The sequence below is a fragment of the Mesorhizobium sp. 01N446 genome (assembly GCF_056399285.1).
This window is the reverse complement of the sequence record NZ_JBFTRA010000004.1, coordinates 454,920-475,839: the sequence shown is the minus strand read 5'-3', so window position 1 is coordinate 475,839 and position 20,920 is coordinate 454,920. Positions and strand designations below refer to the sequence as shown.

General features: G+C 63.3%; 17 protein-coding genes and 1 tRNA gene. 14 read left to right on the top strand and 4 right to left on the bottom strand.

The genetic code is table 11. From position 1 onward, the window contains the following. Positions 1–83: 83 nt before the first annotated feature. The 11 genes from AC1DPX_RS19180 (at position 84) to AC1DPX_RS19130 (ending at position 12,233) form a co-directional block, all read left to right on the top strand. On the top strand, positions 84–371 hold the full coding sequence (locus AC1DPX_RS19180) for a hypothetical protein (protein WP_202354075.1): 288 nt from the start codon (positions 84–86) through the stop codon (positions 369–371). Between the two features lie 106 nt (positions 372–477). Then, positions 478–708, top strand: coding sequence for a hypothetical protein (locus AC1DPX_RS19175; protein WP_477238799.1), 231 nt, complete (start codon positions 478–480; stop codon positions 706–708). Positions 709–863: 155 nt separating this feature from the next. Then, a tRNA-Cys gene (locus AC1DPX_RS19170) sits at positions 864–937 on the top strand. A 91-nt stretch (positions 938–1,028) separates the two neighbouring features. Further along, positions 1,029–1,697 (top strand): protein-L-isoaspartate O-methyltransferase family protein, encoded by a 669-nt coding sequence (locus AC1DPX_RS19165; RefSeq protein ID WP_202354076.1) that lies wholly within the window; start codon positions 1,029–1,031, stop codon positions 1,695–1,697. 180 nt (positions 1,698–1,877) lie between these two features. Further along, on the top strand, positions 1,878–3,263 hold the full coding sequence (locus tag AC1DPX_RS19160) for a TolC family outer membrane protein (RefSeq protein ID WP_446721213.1): 1,386 nt from the start codon (positions 1,878–1,880) through the stop codon (positions 3,261–3,263). A gap of 303 nt (positions 3,264–3,566) precedes the next feature. Then, entirely contained in the window at positions 3,567–4,409 is an 843-nt protein-coding gene (locus AC1DPX_RS19155; RefSeq protein WP_477238797.1) for a PopZ family protein, read from the top strand. A gap of 176 nt (positions 4,410–4,585) precedes the next feature. Further along, entirely contained in the window at positions 4,586–4,876 is a 291-nt protein-coding gene (locus tag AC1DPX_RS19150; RefSeq protein ID WP_477238795.1) for a zinc ribbon domain-containing protein, read from the top strand. 116 nt (positions 4,877–4,992) lie between these two features. Next, positions 4,993–7,776: a valine--tRNA ligase gene (locus AC1DPX_RS19145; protein WP_477238792.1), complete on the top strand. Its 2,784-nt coding sequence runs from the start codon at positions 4,993–4,995 to the stop codon at positions 7,774–7,776. A 359-nt stretch (positions 7,777–8,135) separates the two neighbouring features. Next, a complete protein-coding gene (locus AC1DPX_RS19140) occupies positions 8,136–9,383 on the top strand; it encodes an outer membrane protein transport protein (RefSeq protein ID WP_477238790.1) in 1,248 nt (415 codons plus the stop codon). 290 nt (positions 9,384–9,673) lie between these two features. Beyond that, complete coding sequence (ilvD, locus tag AC1DPX_RS19135; RefSeq protein WP_477238788.1) at positions 9,674–11,398, top strand: dihydroxy-acid dehydratase; 1,725 nt, start codon at positions 9,674–9,676, stop codon at positions 11,396–11,398. Then, entirely contained in the window at positions 11,385–12,233 is an 849-nt protein-coding gene (locus tag AC1DPX_RS19130; RefSeq protein WP_477238786.1) for a tetratricopeptide repeat protein, read from the top strand. The genes ilvD and AC1DPX_RS19130 overlap by 14 nt, the downstream gene beginning before the upstream one ends. Positions 12,234–12,283: 50 nt before the next feature. On the opposite strand, the gene AC1DPX_RS19125 is transcribed toward AC1DPX_RS19130, so the two are convergent. The 4 genes from AC1DPX_RS19125 to erpA all read right to left on the bottom strand — a co-directional run bounded on the left by AC1DPX_RS19125 (position 12,284) and on the right by erpA (position 14,219). Beyond that, a complete protein-coding gene (locus AC1DPX_RS19125) occupies positions 12,284–12,601 on the bottom strand; it encodes a hypothetical protein (protein ID WP_477238784.1) in 318 nt (105 codons plus the stop codon). Positions 12,602–12,673: 72 nt separating this feature from the next. After that, positions 12,674–13,468, bottom strand: a complete 795-nt coding sequence (xth, locus tag AC1DPX_RS19120) for an exodeoxyribonuclease III (RefSeq protein ID WP_202354084.1) — start codon at positions 13,466–13,468, stop codon at positions 12,674–12,676. 6 nt (positions 13,469–13,474) lie between these two features. Beyond that, positions 13,475–13,867, bottom strand: coding sequence for a VOC family protein (locus tag AC1DPX_RS19115; RefSeq protein ID WP_477238783.1), 393 nt, complete (start codon positions 13,865–13,867; stop codon positions 13,475–13,477). A 4-nt stretch (positions 13,868–13,871) separates the two neighbouring features. Continuing rightward, positions 13,872–14,219 (bottom strand): iron-sulfur cluster insertion protein ErpA, encoded by a 348-nt coding sequence (erpA, locus tag AC1DPX_RS19110; protein ID WP_027024881.1) that lies wholly within the window; start codon positions 14,217–14,219, stop codon positions 13,872–13,874. Positions 14,220–14,309: 90 nt separating this feature from the next. On the opposite strand from erpA, the gene AC1DPX_RS19105 reads away from it, so the two are divergent. The 3 genes from AC1DPX_RS19105 (at position 14,310) to AC1DPX_RS19095 (ending at position 20,876) form a co-directional block, all read left to right on the top strand. Further along, positions 14,310–15,524 (top strand): deoxyguanosinetriphosphate triphosphohydrolase, encoded by a 1,215-nt coding sequence (locus tag AC1DPX_RS19105; protein ID WP_202354086.1) that lies wholly within the window; start codon positions 14,310–14,312, stop codon positions 15,522–15,524. Between the two features lie 62 nt (positions 15,525–15,586). Further along, complete coding sequence (gene argS / locus AC1DPX_RS19100) at positions 15,587–17,344, top strand: arginine--tRNA ligase (protein ID WP_477238781.1); 1,758 nt, start codon at positions 15,587–15,589, stop codon at positions 17,342–17,344. A gap of 103 nt (positions 17,345–17,447) precedes the next feature. Further along, a complete protein-coding gene (locus tag AC1DPX_RS19095; protein ID WP_477238779.1) occupies positions 17,448–20,876 on the top strand; it encodes an SPOR domain-containing protein in 3,429 nt (1,142 codons plus the stop codon). The last annotated feature ends 44 nt before the right edge of the window (positions 20,877–20,920 follow it).

Below are 20,920 nucleotides of genomic sequence, written 5' to 3'. Positions count from 1 at the left end.
TTGGCGACGGGCGCGGAACCGAAAGGGCGGTTGCGGCTTTCGTAAATAGATATTTTCAAGCGACCAGCGGGCAGCCATTGGCGATGACGGCAGCAGACGAAAACCCGGTACCGGCACGAAAGATCTCGATTTTCGGGCGCGAGTTCACCATGCCGCAGTCACGCGGCCTCAGAATCACGATCGGCGTTCTTCTGACCATCGGCGGCATTCTCGGCTTCCTGCCGATTCTCGGCTTCTGGATGGTTCCGATCGGACTGCTGGTGCTTTCCTATGAATTCGCCATGGTGCGGCGCCACCGGCGCCGCTTCGTCGTCTGGTGGGAGCGGCGGCGACGGCCGGATGGGACGACGGATACCAAGCCGGGCCCTTGACCGCGCCATACTTCCGCAGCGCTATACCCTTGTTCGGGTTTCGGATTCCGGCGAATCCGCTTTTCCGTGCGCACGTCTCTCCAAATCCTCGCGAATTTCCCTGAGAATGGCGGAAGCCGAGGCGAGACGCGCGCGGTCGCGCGGCGAAAGCCTGGCGAAACCGTCTATCGCAAGGCAGTCGATGGCATGGCGCAGCATCGCCTCGCATCCCGATCGCGACAAGCCGTCCCATGTGTTCGTTCCGGTGTCCGGGCTTGCCGGCCGCATGGCGCAGTCCTCCTCTTTGCTCAACGGCTGCGGGGGCGTGGAGTTTCTGGTGATCTCCTGCTATACTTAATGATCGGCTAATATGCTTCGTGCCCCACCGTGGCCGCGACGCTGGATGTGGAGGGTCGGATTCTTGCAGAGGAAACCGCGCGGAATGCGTGGTGGCCGCTTGACGCCATTTTCGCCGCAACCTATTGGAACCGGGTGGAACGCCGGGAGCAACGAGGCCTCGTGGCGGAGTGGTTACGCAGAGGACTGCAAATCCTTGCACCCCGGTTCGATTCCGGGCGAGGCCTCCAATACCCGGGCTCCCGCGCGCGCAGCGCCGGAGCCTGACGTTCTCATCGTAATGAACCGCGGTTCTGACGCGGCAAGCGGACTGGTTGGGACATGAGCGCTGATTTCTCCGAGCTACGCGTCAAGATGGTCGACGGTCAGGTCCGCACCACCGACGTGACCAGCGCCCCGCTGCTGGAGGCCATGCTCACCGTGCCGCGCGAGGTTTTTGTCGGCGACCGCCAGCGCGATCTCGCCTATATCGACGAGGACATCCGCATTGGCGACGGCGCCGGTGGCGCGCGCTATCTGATGGAAGCGTCGCCGCTGGCCAAGCTGATGCAACTGGCCGAGATCAATGCGACCGATTCGGCGCTCGATGTCGGCTGTGGCACAGGCTACGCCTCGGCCATCCTGTCGCGGCTGGCGAGGTCGGTCGTGGCGCTCGAAAGCGATTCGGCGCTGGCGCAAACCGCGGCATCGACCCTGTCCGGCCTTGGCTGCGGCAATGTGACCGTGGTCGAGGGCGCGCTGGCGCAGGGGCATGCTGCCAAGGCACCCTATGACGTCATCTTCATCGGCGGCAGTGTCGAGAAAGTGCCGGCGCCGCTGCTCGATCAGCTCGCCGAAGGCGGCCGACTCGTCGCGGTCGAAGGGCGGGGCAATTCCGGCGTGGCGCGACTTTTCTTCAAGGCTGGGGGGGTTGTAACCGGGAGACGGGCATTTAATGCGGCAATTAAGCCACTACCGGGATTCGAACGTGAGCATGCTTTCGAATTCTGAATGATTTAGCCTTGCAGCAGAGGCTTTGTCATGGTCGCTTGCATTTGAACAATCGTTGCTGATCCCAGACTGGGGGCACTTTGGGACCGAGCGACAGGGAACGAAACACGCCACTCCGGCTGCTCTAGCGAGAAGCCGGCGCGGCGCAGTTCCCATGGAAAACGAATGAGGGATATACCCGTGCCGTCTGTATCCAAGACCCTTTTTGCCGCCGTCCTCGTCTCCGCGACCGCGCTGTCCCCAATAACCGCATCGGCGGAAACCATCATCGGCGCGCTCGCCAAGGCCTATCAATACAATTCCACGCTGAATTCATCCCGCGCCGGTGTGCGCGTCACCGACGAAGGCGTGGCCATTGCCAAGTCGACCGGGCGCCCGTCAATCACGGGATCCGCCAGCATCGACTATACAAACACGCGCCGGGCCAATGGCGGTGGCAACTCGAAGCTGACGTCCGGCAGCTACGGCATTCAGATCAACCAGTCGCTGTTTGACGGCTTTCAGACCAGAAACAACGTGGCGGCGGCCGAATCCCAGGTCAAGGCGTCGGTCGAAACCCTGCGCAACACCGAAGAGAATACGCTGTTCAGCGCGGCGACGGCCTATATGGACGTGATCCGGGACCGGCAGATCGCTGTGCTGACCGAGCAGAACCTGCAGTTCCTGACCGAGCAGGCGCGTGCGGCAAGGTCACGTTTCGAAGTTGGCGAAGGCACCCGCACCGACGTCGCGCAGGCCGATGCGTCGCGCGCCTCGGCTGTGGCCTCGCTGAGTGCCGCCCGCGCGCAGGCGCTGGCCAGCGCCGCGACCTATCATCAGGTCGTCGGCGACGAGCCGGGCAAGCTCAAGCCGGCTTCGCCATTGGGTAAACTCTTGCCGTCGAGCCTCGATGCGGCGATCGCGATCGGGGCGAATGAACATCCGGCCATTCTCGCCACGCAGCATCTCGTTGACGCGGCAGCGTTCTCGGTGAAGTCGGCGGAAGGCGCGCTGTTGCCGCAACTGACGGCGTCGGCCGGCATTTCGGAAAACTATCGCAACGGCATTCCGGACCAGACAGGTTCCAATGGCAATTCGACCTCGGCCAATGTCGGCGCGACACTGACCATTCCGATCTATTCGGGCGGCCGGACCCCGGCGCTCGTGCGCCAGAGCAAGGAATCGCTTGGCCAGGCCCGCATCCAGGTCGACGTCAGCCGGGACCAGGTGCGCCAGGCCGTTGCCACCGCGTGGTCGCAATATACCGCCGCGCAGCAGAGCGTCTCGGCCAACAAGCAGGTGATCGACGCCGCGCAACTGGCGCTGAACGGCGTCATCGAAGAACGCAATGTCGGCCAGCGCACGACGCTCGACGTGCTCAACGCGCAGGCCGCCGTCATCACGGCCAAGATCAACCAGGCCAATTCCGAACACGATGTGGTCGTGGCAAGCTATGCCATCCTGTCGGCGATGGGTCGCCTCTCGGTCGACCGGCTCGGTTTGCCGGTAACCAAGTACAAGCCCGAAGAGCATTATAACGCCGTCAAGGACAAGTGGTTCGGTCTGCGCACGCCGGACGGCCGCTAGCGCCGGCGGCTCGACTTGCCGTCGTGCCCTCCGAGCGGAACCTAGTTTGAACCGGTTCCGCTCCGGCTTTGTGCCCTGTCTCTTTGCACCGGCGCGATTCCGAAGGGAGCGCGCCATGTGCTTTTCCTGGGGAAACCGTTTTTTGCGCTTTTCCCGGAATCGCTTCTAATCTGTTGAAATCCCACATGTCCCCAGATTGGGGATTCTCGTTGGGCGATCCGTCGGTTACGCTGTCGCCGTGATTCGAATCCGGCCTCTGCCGGAGCGGAAGACTAACAGGTCACAAGGGCGGCGGATGTGACGATGGCAACGGCAAGCAGCGCACAGCGCGAACCTTCCATGGAAGAGATACTGGCTTCCATCAGAAGGATCATCGAGGACAGCGACAACGGCCGCAAGCAGCCGGGCGAGGCCGAAGAGTTGCGGCAGGATCTGGAGCCGTCGCCGGGCGAGGCTCCCGCCGGCGATGTGGATGCGTTTCGCGCCGAACTGCATGCCGCCCCCGAAGTCAGGAAGCCCGTCGTGCTCGCGGAAGTCCAGGCGCCATCGCCCGAGCCCGCGCGCATGGAAGCGCAGACGCGCGCCGATCCCGCGCCGGTCAAGCCGTCGATGACGCTTGCCGAGGTCAGCGCCAGGATCGCCGCCGAGCCAGCGCCCGCCGCCACGGCCGGAGCGCCAATGGTCTCGCCGGCTGGCGCCCCTCAAACCAGCACGACCAGCGATGCCATCGTTGCCGATTGGCGACGCGAGATCGCGGCGGTCGGAGAGCAAGCGAAAGCGATACCGGACAGGAGCATCCGCAAGCCGGCGGCCCAGCCCGAGGCGCCGGCGAGCGAACCGGAGGCTGCGTTCGAACGGCCGTCTTCAAGCGAAGCTCCGGCACCCATTGCTGAGGCGCGCCCGGCAACAAATGAAGCGCCCGCGGTCCGCGCCGCAATCCTTTCCGAACACACGGGCCGGCAGGTCGCGGCGGCCTTCGGCGAGCTGTCCGATGCCTTTGCCAGCCGCAGCAAGAAGACATTCGACGAGATGGCCGAGGAGATGCTGCGGCCGATGCTGCAGGACTGGCTGGACAACAACCTGCCGACGCTGGTCGAGCGCCTGGTGCGCGAGGAAATCGAGCGCGTCGCCCGCGGCGCGCAGTAGGTCTCGCCGCCCATCCTCTAACGAAGCGCCGCCTCCCTGGCGGCGTTTTTGTTGATAAAGTCGGCTCGCGATGATCATGGCAAGGAGATTGCCCTTTTAAGGCCATGTGTGATTGCTCTCCTTGGCCGATGGACCGACGGTTGACGCATAGCTACCGATTGCGGGCGATGGTTCCGATGCTGACCGATGAAGAGTATCGGGAGATCGTCGGTGACCCCGCAGCGCTATATTTACAAGTCAAGAGGTTCATTTCCCGGCACGGACAATGGACGGAAATGAAGCATCCGGCGGCCGATCGCTATCGCGAGCGGACCGGAGCAACGCTTCATCATACGTTCTGGCTCCTGCATGTTCGCCGATCCGACTACGGCCCCGACTGCCCGGCCTGCGGAAAGCCTTACCGGACACCAAGGGCGAAGTTTTGTGCCGAGTGCGGGCATGGCCTTCACGACCTGCCGTTGAAATGAACGTGGGCACGCCTATTTGCTTCTCATGAGCCGGGGCGGCCCTTGCGGTTGACTTGGCCAAGACCTTCCGATTTACACCGAACCAGCAAAATCCCGACAGCGCGGACCGTTTCCCCATGCTTGAAAAGACCTACGACGCAAAGACCGTCGAGCCGAAGATCGCCAAAGTGTGGGAAGAGGCGGATGCCTTCCGCGCTGGCGCCGGGGCGGAAGAGGGGGCCGAAGCCTTCACCATCGTCATTCCCCCGCCCAACGTCACCGGCTCGCTGCATATGGGCCATGCGCTCAACAACACGCTGCAGGACATTCTGGTGCGCTTCGAGCGCATGCGCGGCAAGAACGTGCTGTGGCAGCCGGGCATGGACCATGCCGGCATCGCCACGCAGATGGTGGTCGAGCGGCAGTTGATGGAGAAGCAGATCCACCGCCGCGACCTCACGCGCGAGCAGTTCATCGAGAAAGTGTGGGAGTGGAAGGCCGAATCCGGCGGCGCCATCTTCAACCAGCTGAAGCGGCTCGGCGCCTCGGCCGACTGGTCGCGCGAACGCTTCACCATGGATGAAGGCCTGTCCAAGGCCGTGCTCGAAGTCTTCGTCACCCTCTACAAGGAAGGCCTGATCTACAAGGACAAGCGCCTTGTGAACTGGGACCCGAAACTTTTGACCGCGATCTCCGATCTCGAGGTCGAGCAGCAGGAGGTCAACGGCAATCTCTGGCATTTCCGCTATCCGATCGAGGGCGAGACCTTCGATTCGGAAAATCCGAAAACCTTCATCACGGTCGCGACCACGCGTCCCGAAACGATGCTGGGCGATACGGCGGTGGCGGTGCATCCGGATGACGAGCGGTACCGGCATCTGGTCGGCAAGAACGTCTTGCTGCCGATCGTCGGCCGCAAGATACCGGTTGTGGCGGACGAGTACTCCGACCCCGAAAAAGGCTCGGGCGCGGTCAAGATCACGCCGGCGCATGATTTCAACGACTTCGAGGTCGGCAAGCGCCACAAGCTGCCGGCGATCAACATCCTGACCGTCGAAGCCGCCATCAAGTTGAAGGACAATGAGGATTTCCTCGCCGGCCTCGAAGCGACGCCGGAGCGCCAGGCCGTCTGGGACGAGCTCGACGGGCTCGACCGTTTCGTCGCGCGCAAGAAGATCGTCGAACTGATGGAAGCCGGCGGCTTCCTCGACAAGATCGAGCCTCATCGCCATGCCGTGCCGCATGGCGACCGCGGCGGCGTGCCGATCGAGCCGTTCCTGACCGAGCAGTGGTATGCCAACGCGGCCGAGCTCGCCAAACCGGCGATCGCCTCGGTGCGCGAAGGCCGCACCAACTTCGTGCCGAAGAATTGGGAGAAAACCTATTTCGATTGGATGGAGAACATCCAGCCCTGGTGCATTTCGCGCCAGCTGTGGTGGGGCCATCAGATCCCGGCCTGGTATGGGCCTGACGGGCGCGTCTTCGTCGAGAAGACCGAGGAAGAGGCGCTGAGCGCGGCGATCGAATATTATCTGGCGCTCGAAGGCCCGTGGAAGGCCTGGGTCGAGGACAAGCTGGAAAACTTCCAGCCGGGCGAGATCCTGACCCGTGACGAGGATGTGCTCGACACCTGGTTCTCCTCGGCGCTGTGGCCGTTCTCGACCCTGGGATGGCCGGACCAGACGCCGGAGCTGAAGACCTACTACCAGACCGACGTGCTGGTGACCGGCTTCGACATCATCTTCTTCTGGGTTGCCCGCATGATGATGATGGGCCTGCATTTCATGGACGAGGAGCCGTTCCACACCGTCTATGTGCATGCGCTGGTGCGCGACAAGAACGGCGCCAAGATGTCGAAGTCGAAGGGCAACGTCATCGACCCACTCGACCTTATCGATGAATATGGCGCCGATGCCTTGCGCTTCACCTTGACGGTGATGGCGGCGCAAGGCCGCGACGTGAAGCTCGACCCGGCGCGCATCGCCGGCTACCGCAATTTCGGCACCAAGCTGTGGAACGCGACGCGTTTCGCCGAGATGAACGAAGTCGCCCGCAATGACGATTTCTGGCTGAACGACGCCAAGCTGGCGGTCAACCGCTGGATCCTGACCGAACTGACACGCGCGGCGCGCGAGGTCACCGACGGCATCACCTCCTACCGCTTCAACGAGGCGGCCGGTGCTGCCTACCGTTTCGTCTGGAACCTGTTCTGCGACTGGTATCTGGAACTGCTGAAGCCGGTGTTCATGGGCACGGACGAGGCGGCCAAGGCCGAAAGCCGCGCCTGCGTCGCCTTCGTGCTCGACGAAATCTATAAGCTCCTGCATCCGATGATGCCGTTCATGACGGAAGAGCTGTGGGCGCAGACGGCGGGCGAGGGCAAGGAGAGAGAGTCGCTGCTGTGTCACGCCGCTTGGCCGTCGCCCGACTTCGAGGATGACGAAGCCGCTGCCGACATCAACTGGCTGGTCGATCTCGTCTCAGGCATCCGCTCGGTGCGTTCCGAGATGAACGTGCCGCCGGCGGCGATCGCGCCGCTGGTCGTGGTCGGCGCCAATGATGTCACGCGCGAGCGGCTGGTTCGCGAGGACTCGGCGATCAAGCGGCTGGCGCGCGTCGGCGACATCTCTCTGGCGGACGCGGCGCCCAAGGGCTCGGCGCAGATCGTGCTCAACGAGGCAACGATCTGCCTGCCGCTCGGCAGCCTGATCGATCTCTCCGCCGAGGCCGCCCGGCTGCAGAAGGAACTGGCCAAGGTGACCGAGGAGATCGCGCGCCTGCACAAGAAGCTGTCGAATGAAAGATTCGTCGCCAGCGCACCGGCCGAGATCGTCGACGCCGAGCGCGAAAAGCTCGCCGAATATCGCGACGCGCAGGACAAGCTGTCGGTGGCTTTGACCAGGGTTCGTGACGCCGGGTGAGGGCAGATTCGCGAGACGTTAGCCGCCTCTAAAATGGTGGTCCGTTTGCCTCGAAAGTAGGCATTCCGTAGCGTTAATGTTGACGTAAACGGAAGTTTTAGCCCCATTGTTGCCATAATGTAACAATGGGGCTGAAAGCCCGTGAAAATGGCTGTTTTTGAGCCTTTTGGGGCGAGTTTTCCTCATTTTCCAGTCGGATAAGCATGCGTCGGGCCGTTTTTCGACCTTCCGGCGCCTGTCCGCATTTTGTCGAAAATGCGTTTGGTAAACATGTACATGTACGCCCCAAGAATTCGTTGTTGCGCCATTAACCCGAATTGGTTCTAGCTTGATGCACTAGTTATTCGGGGAGGACATCCATGAACATTATGCGTCTGAAAGCACTGCTGGGGGCGGGGTGCTTTTCGCTGGCTTTGATTGGGACCGCAATGAACTCGGCGCATGCCGGTGGCATTGAGCGTGGCGGTTACGATATCGATCTTCTGTTCGATCCGGCGCCGTTCGCGACGGAAGCGGAATCGACTTATGTTATGCCGCAACGCAAGCTCAAGAACGCGGTGGACACCGATCCGAGCGATGGAAACGTAACGTTCCTCGGCAGCACGGCGAAAGACAGCAAGAGCTACTGGGTGCCGCGCATCGGCGTCAAGGCGCAGATCGTTCAGGGTGTCGATTGTATGTTCGACTATTCCCAGCCTTGGGGCGCGCACACAAATCCCGGTCTGTGGGCCGGCGCCGAATCCAACATGGAAACCGACATTAAGAGCAACAACTACGCAACGACTTGCTCCTACAAGATGGATGCCGGCAAAGGCCAGATTCGCTTCATCGGCGGCGTCTACTATCAGGAAGTCTATGGTTTCAAGAAAGACCTGGTGTCGCCGCTGGTGCCTGGCTTCCAGGGTACCGGCCAGGTTGATCTCAAAGGGACCGGCTGGGGCTGGCGCGCCGGCCTTGCTTATGAAATCCCTGACATCGCGCTGCGCGCCAGCCTGGTCTACAATTCGCGAGTCAAGCTCGACAATATCTCGGGCACGCTGGATCTGACGCATGTTGGCAGTGTCGTGCTGCCGATTTATGGCTCGACACAGTACATGCCGGACACGGTCGAGTTTAAGTTGCAGTCAGGCATCGCTCCCGGCTGGCTCGCCTTCGGTTCGTTGAAGTGGGTCAATTGGAGCCTGCTGCAGAGCGTTCCGATTTGCGTAGTCGGCACTCCGGCCGCGGCGTGCGTCACAGGTGATAAACTGCATTCGGGCCAGATCACCTCGCTGGATCTGATGTATCGCGACGGCTGGACCGTCACGGGTGGTATCGGCCACAAGTTCAACGATCAGTGGAGCGCGGCCGGCCAGCTTTCGTGGGATCGCGGCACGTCGCATGGCTATGGCTCGCAGACCGACACCTGGACCGTGGGCGGTGGCGTCGCCTATACGCCCCAGCCCAATATCGAAGTTCGTCTGGCCGGCGCGATCGGCGTGCTGACCAGCGGCCATTCGGGGACAGTGAATGGCGAAAACGGCTATGTCGCCGGCAATGAGGTCAGCTACGACTTCGGCAACGATCTGGTCACGGCAATTTCCGGCGGCATCAAGATCAAGTTCTAACCTGTTGAGAATTTGACAAAAAGGCCGGGCATTGCCCGGCCTTTTTCGTTTGGGCCGACTTTATCGGCGCCTCCGGTATCCAAGCTGCGTTGCATATAAGCCGCACCGGGATCGCCTCGTGCGATTGTGACGTTTTGGCAACACTTTCTGAACAACCCCTGCGCTAGAAGTCAGGGCGGGGAAATTGCCTATTTCCCGCCATAAACCCGGCGCACCTCGAAAGGGTCCCGGGACACGCGCCAAAAGGCTCGGCGAAGGGACAGGCCGCACCGCCCGCGGCAAGGATGAGAATGGACGCCAAGGTCATTTCAAAGGCTAAGCTGCCTAGCCGCTATGTGACTGTCGGTCCGGCGCGCGCGCCGCACCGGTCCTATCTTTATGCCATGGGGCTTTCCGCCGCCGAGATCGCCCAGCCGCTGGTCGGTGTCGCCTCCTGCTGGAACGAAGCCGCCCCCTGCAACATCTCGCTGATGCGCCAGGCGCAAGTGGTCAAGAAGGGCGTCGCTGCCGCCAACGGCACGCCGCGCGAATTCTGCACCATCACCGTCACCGACGGCATCGCCATGGGCCACCAGGGCATGAAGTCGTCGCTGGTGTCGCGCGAGGTCATTGCCGATTCGGTCGAACTCACCATGCGCGGCCATTGCTACGATGCGCTGGTCGGCCTTGCTGGCTGCGATAAATCGCTTCCCGGCATGATGATGGCCATGGTGCGGCTCAACGTGCCGTCGATCTTCATCTATGGCGGCTCGATCCTGCCCGGCAGCTATCGCGGCCGCCAGATCACCGTGCAGGACGTGTTCGAGGCCGTCGGCCAGCATTCGGTCGGCACGATCGGCGATGCCGAACTGCTCGAGATCGAGCAGGCCGCGTGTCCGTCGGCCGGCTCGTGCGGCGCCCAGTTCACCGCCAACACCATGGCGACCGTGGCCGAGGCGATTGGTCTCGCGCTGCCCTATTCCTGCGGCGCGCCGGCGCCTTACGAAATGCGCGACCGTTTCAATTTCGCCTCGGGCGAAAAGATCATGGAACTGATCGCCAAGAACATACGGCCGCGCGACATCGTCACGCTGAAGGCGCTGGAGAACGCGGCGACCGTGGTTTCGGCCACCGGCGGCTCGACCAACGCAGCGCTGCATCTGCCGGCGATCGCGCATGAGGCGGGCATCAAGTTCGATCTTTTCGACGTCGCGAAGATCTTCGAGAAGACGCCTTACATCGCCGACCTCAAGCCGGGCGGCAAATATGTCGCCAAGGACATGTTCGAGGCCGGCGGCATTCCGCTTCTGATGAAGACGCTGCTCGACCACGGTTACCTGCATGGCGATTGCCTGACGGTCACTGGCCGCACTTTGGCCGAAAACATGGAGCACGTTGCCTGGAATGAACACCAGGATGTGGTCCGCCCGGCCAACAAACCAATTACCCAAACCGGCGGTGTCGTGGGGTTGAAGGGAAACCTTGCCCCCGAAGGCGCGATCGTGAAGGTCGCGGGCATGGCGGAGTTGAAATTCTCCGGCCCGGCACGCTGCTTCGATTCGGAAGAGGAATGTTTCGAGGCGGTGACGCATCGCAACTACCGGGAAGGCGAGGTTCTCGTCATTCGCTACGAAGGACCGCGCGGCGGTCCCGGCATGCGCGAGATGCTGTCGACGACGGCGGCGCTCTACGGCCAGGGCATGGGCGGCAAGGTGGCGCTGATCACCGACGGCCGTTTCTCGGGCGCGACACGCGGCTTCTGCATCGGCCATGTCGGGCCGGAAGCCGCGGTTGGCGGCCCGATCGGCCTGATCCGGGATGGCGACGTGATCTCGATCGACGCCGTGAACGGCACGATCGACGTGGCGCTGTCCGATGAAGAACTGGCGGCGCGGGCAAAGACATGGAAGGCGCGCACGACCGACTACCAGTCGGGCGCGATATGGAAATACGCACAGACGGTCGGGTCTGCCCGGGATGGCGCGGTCACCCATCCGGGCGGTGCGAAAGAAACACACTGCTATGCGGATATCTGAGTTGTTGAAGTCAACACCAGAGTTGTTGAGGTCATCTGTCCTACCGGCACTGGTCGCTGCGGCGATCTTTGGCGCCGTGGGCCAGGCTTTGGCCTTCGACGACAAGGTGTTCGACGACAAGACCGGTGTGAAGCCGCAGTCGAGCCCCTGGGCGGTGTTCCAGTTCGGCTTCTCCGCCTACAAGAACGGCCACAAGGAACAGGCCGCCGAGGCCTACAAATATGCCGCCGAAAACGGCCAGATCGGCGCCACCTGGAAGCTTGCCCGCATGTATGCCGAGGGCGACGGCGTGGCGCGCGACGACTATGAGGCGTTCAAGTTCTTCTCCGAGATCGTCGACCAGGATGTCGAGCCCGGTTCGCCTGAGGAAAGCTACGTCTCCGACGCGCTGGTGGCGCTCGGCGACTATCTGCGCAAGGGCATTCCCGGAAGCCCGGTCACCGAGAACGAGGTGGCGGCCCAGGAATATTACATGCGCGCCGCCGCCAACTACCGCAACCCGAACGCCCAGTTCGAGATGGGGCAGATGTTCCTCAAGGGCGAGGGCGGCGTGAAGGCCAGCGTCAAGCAGGCCGGGCGCTGGTTCCAGCTCGCCGCCGAGAAGGGCCATGCCGGTGCGCAGGCGACGCTTGGCCATCTCCTGTTCCAGAGTGGCAAGATCGTTCGCGGCCTGGCGATGATGACGGCCGCGCTTGAACGCGCGTCGCCGGCCGATCAGCCCTGGATCCGCGGCATGCAGGAAGAGGCTTTTGCCGCCGCCGGCGAAGCCGACCGGCGCACGGCGATTTCGCTGGCCGATGACATCCTGACCAAGGGCACCAACGCAGATCAGTAAGATCGTCTGCCGATCTCCTCCACGAGGGGGAGATTAATTGAGCGAAAAAATCAGTTTTCGGTTGGCTCCGTCGGCACCATGCTTGGCGCGGGCGTCGAGATCGGCGTGACGTGCAGGTGCGGCGCCATCGTGTTTCCGGGGCAGCTGTCGCCGATCTTCGTCCAGGACGTGTTGTTGAGCACCATCTCGCAGCGCGCCAGATGGCTCTGGTCGGCCACCGTCAGGCAGGCGACCTGACCGACCGGATAGGACTTTCCGTTGGCAAGACATTCCGGGGCGGCGAAGGCACGCACCATGGCAGCCGTGGCAAATGCCAAGCCGATCGGACAAACAACAAATCGAATGGTCATGGGAACCCCGGCCGCCATGATGATCTTCCATCCTGCGCCCGATTTGTGGCGACACAACGTCCAGACAAATCGACGGCAGTAGGGCTCCGGTCAGGCTGGCTGCAAAGCGAGATCGATCGCCACCGGCACGTGATCGGACGGCTTTTCCCAGGCGCGCACATGTTTTTCGATTGAGGCTGAAGAGAAGCGGTTGGCGGCCTCCGGCGACAGCAGCAGATGGTCGATGCGGATGCCGTTGTTCTTCTGCCAGGCGCCGGCCTGATAATCCCAGAAGGTGTAGGTGTCGGGTGCATCGGTGACCGCGCGCACCGCTTCGATGAAACCGAGGTTGAGCAGGCGGCGGAAGGCCTGCCGCGTCTGCGGCTGGAACAATGCGTCGCCCAGCCAGTTTTCGGGAAAGCGCGCATCGATCGGCTCGGGAATGACGTTGTAGTCGCCGGCCAGCACGAGCGCCTCTTCCAGCCTCAGCCGCTCCTCGGCCCAGCGCTCCAGCCGCGCCATCCAGGACAGCTTGTAGGAGAATTTCTTGTCGTCATCGATCGGGTTGCCGTTCGGCAGGTAGAGCGAGGCGACGCGCAACGCGCCCTTGTCGGTCGAGAACACGCCTTCGATGAAGCGCGCCTGCTCGTCGGTATCGTCGCCCGGGAGGCCTCTGTTGACTTCGTCAAAGCGCAGCTTCGACAGCAGCGCCACGCCATTAAAACCCTTCTGGCCATGGGTTTCGACATTGTAGCCTAGCGCCTCGATCTCGGCGCGCGGGAACTGATCGTCGACCGTCTTGATCTCCTGCAGGCAGACGATGTCGGGCGCGCTCTCTTTCAGCCAATGGGTCAGATTGCCGATGCGGGCGCGAACGCCATTGATGTTCCAGGTGACGATTTTCATGACGGTCTATTCTTCCTGCGGCGGGTGGCGTTCGACGAGGCCGATCGTATTGCCTGCGGGGTCCTTTAGGAAGGCCATCCACTCGCTTTCCCCCGGCGGTCCGAAGGTGCCTTCTGTATCGCGGTGGACAAGTGCGGGCGGCGCGGTGAAGGGAACACCTGCGGCTTTCGCCTCGGCGTGGAAGGCTTCGAGGCCTGTAATGTCGAGATAGACTATGCCGGCCGGTACACCGTCGGTGAATAGCAGGCGCACGTCGCCGGCCATGATGAAGGCAATGCCGGGGGGATCGTAGCGGGCATGAACGCCCATGCCGAGCACCTCGCGCCAGAAGCCCAGCGTCGAATCAAGATCGCGCCCGGCCGACAGCGCGACCTGACGGACCGCGCCGATGGCAGGCATGCCGTTAGATAGAGAAGCTCGTGCCGCAGCCGCAGGAGGCGACCGCGTTCGGATTGCGGATCTGGAAGGACTGGCCCATCAGGTCGTCGACGAAGTCGATCACCGAGCCACCCATATAGACCAGAGACAAATCGTCGATCAGCACGGTTGCGCCGTCCTTCTCGATCGCGACATCGTCGTCGTTGCGCGTGTCGACCAAGTCGAATTTGTAGGAGAATCCCGAGCAGCCGCCGCCTTCGACGGAAACGCGCAGCGCCGTCTTGCCGGCCTCGCCGGAGACAATCTTGGCGATCCGCCTGGCGGCGGCCTCGGTCATGTCGACTTTCATGGCGGTCTTGGCATCAGCGCCCATGGGCGTCACCTTGCTTTCGGTTTCACATGATAGGTATGAAGCGCAAGGGGCCAAGTCAACTAGATCAAGTCAACTGCGGCAGCATCAGCCATGACCAATGAGTTGGGCGACATCGGGTTCGGCTATCGGCCGCGCGCGGCCTATGCCACCGATCCGGCGCGCTCGCGCGGCCGGCTGTTCGACGAGGTCGAAAGCCCGACCCGCACGCCGTTCCAGCGCGACCGTGACCGCATCATCCACTCGACGGCGTTCCGGCGGCTCAAGCACAAGACGCAGGTCTTCATCGCCCATGAAGGTGATCACTACCGCACACGTCTGACTCATTCGATCGAGGTGGCGCAGATCGCGCGTGCGCTGGCGCGGGCGCTTCGCGGCGACGAGGATCTCGCCGAGGCGGTGGCGCTGGTGCATGATTTCGGCCACACGCCCTTCGGCCATACCGGCGAGGACGCGCTGAACGACAAGATGGCGGCCTGGGGCGGTTTTGATCACAACGCGCAATCGCTGCGCATCGTGACGCGGCTGGAGGCGCGCTACGCCGAATTCGACGGGCTGAACCTGACCTGGGAGACGCTGGAAGGCCTGGTCAAGCACAATGGCCCGTTGACGGATGCCAGCGGCAAGGGGCTGAAAGGGCCGGTGCCACAGGCGATCCGCGATTATTCGCAACTGCAAGACCTCGAACTCGACCGCTTCGCCGGCATCGAGGCGCAGTGCGCGGCGATCGCCGACGACATCGCCTACAACACGCATGACATCGATGACGGGTTGCGGGCAGGGCTCTTGACGCTCGACATGCTGAAAGCCGTTTCGCTGCCGGGAAAGATTCTGGACGGCGTGCGCCAGCGCTATCCCAGGCTCGATGATGTGCGCACCGGCCACGAACTGATGCGGCGGCAGATCACCGCCATGGTCGAGGATGTCATCGTCTCGGCGACCGCAAATCTGGAACGTGTCGGGCCGCAAAGCGCCGACGCGGTGAGGGCGGCGGGCGAGACGATGGTGACCTTTTCCGCCGAGATGGCCGCGGCCGAGAAGGAATTGAAGGCGTTTCTCTACAAGCACCTCTACCGGCACGAGGAGGTGATGCGGGTGCGCGCCGGCGCCGAGCAGATCGTCAGGGACCTGTTCGACGTCTATTTCGCCGATCCGCGCGCCATGCCGGATGGCTGGCGCGAGGGGCTGGACCGGGCCGAGGATCGCATCAAGGCGCGCTCCGTCGCCGATTTCCTGGCAGGGATGACCGACACCTACGCGCTCAAGGAACACAGGCGTTTGTTTGACCGCACCCCGGATTTGAGCTAGGGCGAGCGCGATTTTGCCAGCCAACGAGCCGGATTCGCCCTAAAGCCGCCAGAGCAATACCCATGAACATCTTCGCCGATTTCACCGCGCGAGTCACAAAGGCTGTCGAAGCGCTTGATCTGAAGGACAAGGACGGCGTTTCGCCCGACCTGTCGCGCATTGCCGTCGAACCGCCGCGCGACGCCAGCCATGGCGATCTCGCGACCAATGCGGCGATGGTTCTGGCCAAGCCCACCGGGCAGAACCCGCGCGTGCTGGCCGAGAAGCTCGCGCTGGCGCTGCGCGACGACAAGGATGTCGCCGCCGCCGAGGTCGCCGGTCCCGGCTTCGTCAATCTCCGCCTGAAGGACGGGTTTTGGCAGGCGCATCTGTCGGCGCTTCTGGGCGAGGGCCGCAACTACGGCCGCTCGAAGGTAGGCGCCGGCCGGAAAACCAATGTCGAATATGTCTCCGCCAACCCGACGGGGCCGATGCATGTCGGCCATTGCCGCGGCGCCGTCGTCGGCGACGCGCTCGCCAATTTGATGGCGTTTGCCGGCTACGACGTCACCAAGGAATATGYCATCAACGACGCCGGCGGACAGATCGACGTTCTCGGGCGGTCGGTCATATTGCGGTATCGGGAGGCGCTCGGCGACGACATCGGCGAGATCCCGACCGGCCTATATCCAGGCGACTATCTGGTTCCACTTGGCCAGGCGCTGGCGAAAGAGTTTGGCCGCAGCTTGCTCCAAATGCCGGACGATGAGGCGCTGGCCATCGTCAAGGATCGTGCGATCGACGCCATGATGGCGATGATCCGAGAGGATCTGGCGCTGCTCAACGTGCATCATGACGTGTTCTTCTCCGAACGCACGCTGCACGCCGACAATGCCAAGAAGATCCGCTCGGCGATCAACGACCTGACTCTGAAGGGCCATATCTACAAGGGCAAGCTGCCGCCGCCCAAGGGCGAGAAGCCCGACGACTGGGAAGATCGCGAGCAGACGCTGTTCCGTTCGACCGCGGTTGGCGATGACATGGACCGGGCGCTGGTCAAGTCCGACGGCGCGTTCACCTATTTCGCCGCCGACGTGGCGTATCTGAAGGACAAGGTCGATCGCGGCTTCGTCGACCTGATCTACGTGCTTGGCGCCGACCATGGCGGCTACGTCAAGCGGCTGGAAGCGCTGGCGCGGGCTATTGCCGGCGACGAGGTGAAGCTTACCGTCCTGTTGTGCAATCTGGTCAAGCTGTTTCGCGATGGCGAGCCCGTTCGCATGTCGAAGCGGTCCGGCGATTTTGTCACGCTTCGGGAAGTGGTGGAGGAGGTTGGCCGCGACGCCATCCGCTTCATGATGCTATATCGCAAGAGCGATGCGCCGCTCGATTTCGATTTCGCCAAGGTCACCGAGCAGTCCAAGGACAATCCGGTGTTTTACGTGCAGTACGCTTCGGCGCGCTGCCATTCGGTGTTCCGGCAGGCAAGCGAACAATTGGGCGAGGCGAATTTCGATCGCAAAAGCCTGGCTGCCGCCGCGGCTTCGCTGACCGACGAAGGCGAAATCGGCCTGATCCGCAAGCTCGCCGAATATCCGCGCCTGATCGAGTCCGCCGCTCTTGCGCTGGAGCCGCATAGGCTGGCATTTTATCTCTACGATCTGGCTTCCAGTTTCCACGGACACTGGAACCGGGGCACGGATAATCCGGACTTACGTTTTGTTAAGGTTAACGACCGACAATTGACGCATGCCAGACTAGGGCTGGTGCAGGCTGTTTCGGACGTTCTGACGTCCGGCCTGACGCTGATCGGGGCCGCTGCGCCCACCGAAATGCGTTAGGTTTGACTAAATAACCTGTCACCTTTTGCCCACATTGCGCTGGTAAGGGCCAACCCTGCGCGACGTCCATGGCGTCCGAATGAGTGCGAGTTCGGGAACAATAATGGCAGACAGAACCCAGCTGAGAGTAGCCGACAACAACGACATCGCTGACGATGATCCGTTCGCGGAACTGACCAGGATCATGGGATTCGACCCACGCCAGCCGGTCAAGCAGCAGGCGCGGGTCGAACCGCAGGTCGCTGCCGCCAGCCAGCCCGTGCAAGAGGACGATTTCGACATCGACCTCGAAAAGGAGCTGATGGGCGAGTTCGACGCTGGCGACAGCGTGGCGACTCCGGTTGTCGAGGCTCATGAGCCGGCATTCGAAACGGCGGCCGCTCCGGCGCAGGACGACGACCTTGCGTTGTCGCTAGACGACGATTTCCATCTGGACTTCACGGGTGCCGACGAGCAGGGGCTCGTTGCCGGCCATGCCGATACCGGCGCTGCCGAAGCCGCGCCATCCGTCGAGCCCGCCTTCGACGCTGATTTCGACAATGCCGTTGCCAGTTCGCTCGAGGACGTTTCGCCCTTCGAGGACGATCTGCGGATGGATGACGAACTTGCCGCGTCGCTCGATCAGGACTTCCACATCGAGGACCATGCCGTCGAGGACGAGGCCGTCGAGGCCCAGCATGCCGTTGCCGAAGTGCCGATGGCTGCCGAGCCGGCCCCCGAGCACGAATTCCACGATGCGGCCGCGTTTTCGCTCGAAGACGAGCTGATGCTGGACGGCCATTCGGCTGATCTGCGCCCTGCGGCTGCGGTCGCGGTCGACTATCCCGAGCCGGCGCTGGCCGCCGCGCACGAGGCTGAGGCGATTTCCGACGACGATTTCGACGGTCGCTTCGAGGCCGCCATGGCCGATGTCGATATGGATTTCGACGTTCATGCGGATGAGCCGGTGGCCTTTGATGCGGTGGAACCGCACGAAGTGCTCGCCGATGCCATGGATGCGAGTGGCGAGTTCTCAAGCCCCGAAGCCGCTTCGGAAGATGATTTTGATCAAAACCTGGACGACGCGTTCGCCGAGCCTGCGGAAGAGCCGGTCGACGAGGTTGCGGCGGCCCCGGTCCAGCCGATGGCTCCGGCAACGCCCGCAGCCATCATGGCCGAGGCTGCGCCGGCCCCCGTGGCGGACGAACGCAGCCTCGAAGACGAGTTGAACGCGCTTCTCGGTGCCATGACGGCACGCACGCAGCCGTCGGCCAAGGAACCTGTCGTGGCACAGCCTGTCGCCGCTCAGCCCGTTGTCGCTCAGCCGGTTGCCGCTCCGGTTCAGCCGTATGCTGCCCCATATGCTGCCGCGCCTGCAAAAGCCGCCGAGGAACCTGCCGATCTTGTCGGCGATCTCGACTGGGATCTCGACGAACAGGCGACCGAGGATCTGCATGCCTCCAGCGCCGCTGCCGATGCCGATCTCGACGATCTGCTGCTCGATGAGCTTCAGGGCCAGGATATGGGTGCGGACGCCGCCGATCATGGCGGCATCGATTTCGACGATGATGCGTTCGATGCGGCCTTGGCCAGCAATCTCGATCCGCGCGACGAGGCAGCTTCCCGCCAGGATCAGGCCGATTCCCTCGATTGGCTGGCCGAGCGCTCCGCGCCGACCGAGCCGACCCGTTCGTGGAGCCGCGTGACACCGGTTCCCCAGCAGCCGGCATTCGCCGCGCAGCCGTCCGCTTCGATGGCGGCCAGGCCCGCCGAGCCTGATGTTGCCCCTGCGGTGGCCGTTGTGCCGTCCTACCGCGCGCCTGAGCCGGTTGCGGCAGCTCCCTATGCAGCGCCGGTATCCGCACCGCAGCCGCGCCAGTCCTCGCGCTACGAAGAGGTGCCTGATGTCGAAACGGTCGATGTGCCGGAGCGCGTCGTGGCGCTGGCAGATGATCTCGACATTCCGGAACTGCATTTCGAGGAAGATGAGCCGGCGGCAACAGGTTATGACGACCTCGACGCCGAGTTCGCCAGCCTGCTGACGGAAATGAATTCGGTGGAGGTCGCGCCTGCTCCAGCCGCGCCCGCAAGCAGCGCTGCCTATGCCGATGAAGCCTTCAATGGCGGGTTCAATCAGGGCTATCAGGCGCCGGCCTATGAAGAACCCAAACCGGCATATGACGGGGTCAAACCGGCCTATCAGCCGGAAGCGCGGACCTATGCGGCTCGGCCGGCGGAAATGCCCGCGCGTGCCGCAGCAAACACCGGCTATGCCGATGCCGCCGATGGCTTCGATCTCGACAATCTGCCCGGCAGCCAGCCGGTCTCGCAGGCGGACGATTTCACCGTCGATGAGCTCGACTATGATCCCGAGCTGGACGAAGCAATGGCCGTTCCGGGTCTCGGCGAGCGGGAAGCCGCCAGGCCGTCGGGCCGCCGCGGCCTGTTTATCGCCGCGATCGTCGGTGCCGTGGCCGTCGCGGGCGGCCTTGGCGCCTTTGCCCTGTCCTTCGGCGGCAAGGGCGGCAGCGAAGCGCCTGTCATCGTCAAGGCTGACAATTCGCCGATCAAGGTCAAGCCGGAAAATCCGGGCGGCACCGTGGTGCCGAACCAGGACAACAAGGTCTACGACGCGGTGGTCAAGGGCGCGAAGCCGGCCGAGCCGGTGCAGCAGAAGCTTGTCACCAACACCGAGGTCCCTGTGGATGTGCAGGCCAAGGACCCGGCCCGCGCCATCGATCTTTCCGCTGGCCAGGGTGCTACCGTTGGTGATGACGGCAATGCCGCGCCGACCGCAAGTGCCGCGCCGGCTGGCAATACGGCTCCGGCCGACAATGCAACCCAGGCTGACAATGCGGCGCCCGCGCCCAAGTCCGAGGACCGCATCGCGCAGGTGCTGCAGGATACCGACAAGGGCACCAACAACGATGTCGTCGCCGTCGCGCCGCGCAAGGTGAGGACGATGGTGGTCAAATCGGATGGCTCGCTGGTGCCGCGTGAGGATCCGACGCCGGCCGCACCGCAGGTGGCGGCCGCCGAGCCGAGCGATCCGGCGCCGCAGCATGTCGCTGCACCGTCGGCGCAGGCCGATGCAGACCAGACCGGCACGGTTGCGCCCGCCGTGGCCCAGTCGGGCGATGAACCGGCCCTCAAGCCGGCGGCCAAACCGGCCAAGGCGCAGTCGGCCAACACGCCGGCCAAGGTTGCGATCGCGCCGCAGCGTCCGTCCGACCAGCCGGTCGATGTCGTCGGCGAGGTCAAGCCCGACCAGGTCGCGTCCATCGACCCGGCAACGACGGCGACCGGTAGCGGTTCGTGGTCGATGCAGGTTGCTTCGCAGCCGACGGTGGAAAGCGCCCAGTCGACCTACCAGGATCTGCAACGCCGCTATGGCAGCGTGCTTGCCGGCCGCACCGCCAACATCGTCAAGGCCGAGATTGCCGGCAAGGGCACGTTCTACCGCGTCCGGGTCGTTGCCCAGTCGCGCAACGATGCCATTAATCTGTGCACCAGCTACAAGGCTGCCGGCGGCAACTGCTTCGTCTCGCGCTAGACGACGTTCAACTGTTCAAAGCCGGCGCGGCCCAAGGTCGCGCC

What these genes read in the sequence shown, in the direction of transcription:
- AC1DPX_RS19180 (WP_202354075.1), top strand. Translation starts at nt 84, where the DNA reads ATGACGGCAGCAGACGAAAACCCGGTACCGGCACGAAAGATCTCGATT.
- AC1DPX_RS19175 (WP_477238799.1), top strand. Translation starts at nt 478, where the DNA reads ATGGCGGAAGCCGAGGCGAGACGCGCGCGGTCGCGCGGCGAAAGCCTG.
- AC1DPX_RS19165 (WP_202354076.1), top strand. Translation starts at nt 1,029, where the DNA reads ATGAGCGCTGATTTCTCCGAGCTACGCGTCAAGATGGTCGACGGTCAG.
- AC1DPX_RS19155 (WP_477238797.1), top strand. Translation starts at nt 3,567, where the DNA reads ATGGCAACGGCAAGCAGCGCACAGCGCGAACCTTCCATGGAAGAGATA.
- AC1DPX_RS19150 (WP_477238795.1), top strand. Translation starts at nt 4,586, where the DNA reads ATGCTGACCGATGAAGAGTATCGGGAGATCGTCGGTGACCCCGCAGCG.
- AC1DPX_RS19145 (WP_477238792.1), top strand. Translation starts at nt 4,993, where the DNA reads ATGCTTGAAAAGACCTACGACGCAAAGACCGTCGAGCCGAAGATCGCC.
- AC1DPX_RS19140 (WP_477238790.1), top strand. Translation starts at nt 8,136, where the DNA reads ATGAACATTATGCGTCTGAAAGCACTGCTGGGGGCGGGGTGCTTTTCG.
- ilvD (WP_477238788.1), top strand. Translation starts at nt 9,674, where the DNA reads ATGGACGCCAAGGTCATTTCAAAGGCTAAGCTGCCTAGCCGCTATGTG.
- AC1DPX_RS19130 (WP_477238786.1), top strand. Translation starts at nt 11,385, where the DNA reads ATGCGGATATCTGAGTTGTTGAAGTCAACACCAGAGTTGTTGAGGTCA.
- AC1DPX_RS19125 (WP_477238784.1), bottom strand. Translation starts at nt 12,601, where the DNA reads ATGGCGGCCGGGGTTCCCATGACCATTCGATTTGTTGTTTGTCCGATC.
- xth (WP_202354084.1), bottom strand. Translation starts at nt 13,468, where the DNA reads ATGAAAATCGTCACCTGGAACATCAATGGCGTTCGCGCCCGCATCGGC.
- AC1DPX_RS19115 (WP_477238783.1), bottom strand. Translation starts at nt 13,867, where the DNA reads ATGCCTGCCATCGGCGCGGTCCGTCAGGTCGCGCTGTCGGCCGGGCGC.
- erpA (WP_027024881.1), bottom strand. Translation starts at nt 14,219, where the DNA reads ATGGGCGCTGATGCCAAGACCGCCATGAAAGTCGACATGACCGAGGCC.
- AC1DPX_RS19105 (WP_202354086.1), top strand. Translation starts at nt 14,310, where the DNA reads ATGACCAATGAGTTGGGCGACATCGGGTTCGGCTATCGGCCGCGCGCG.
- AC1DPX_RS19095 (WP_477238779.1), top strand. Translation starts at nt 17,448, where the DNA reads ATGGCAGACAGAACCCAGCTGAGAGTAGCCGACAACAACGACATCGCT.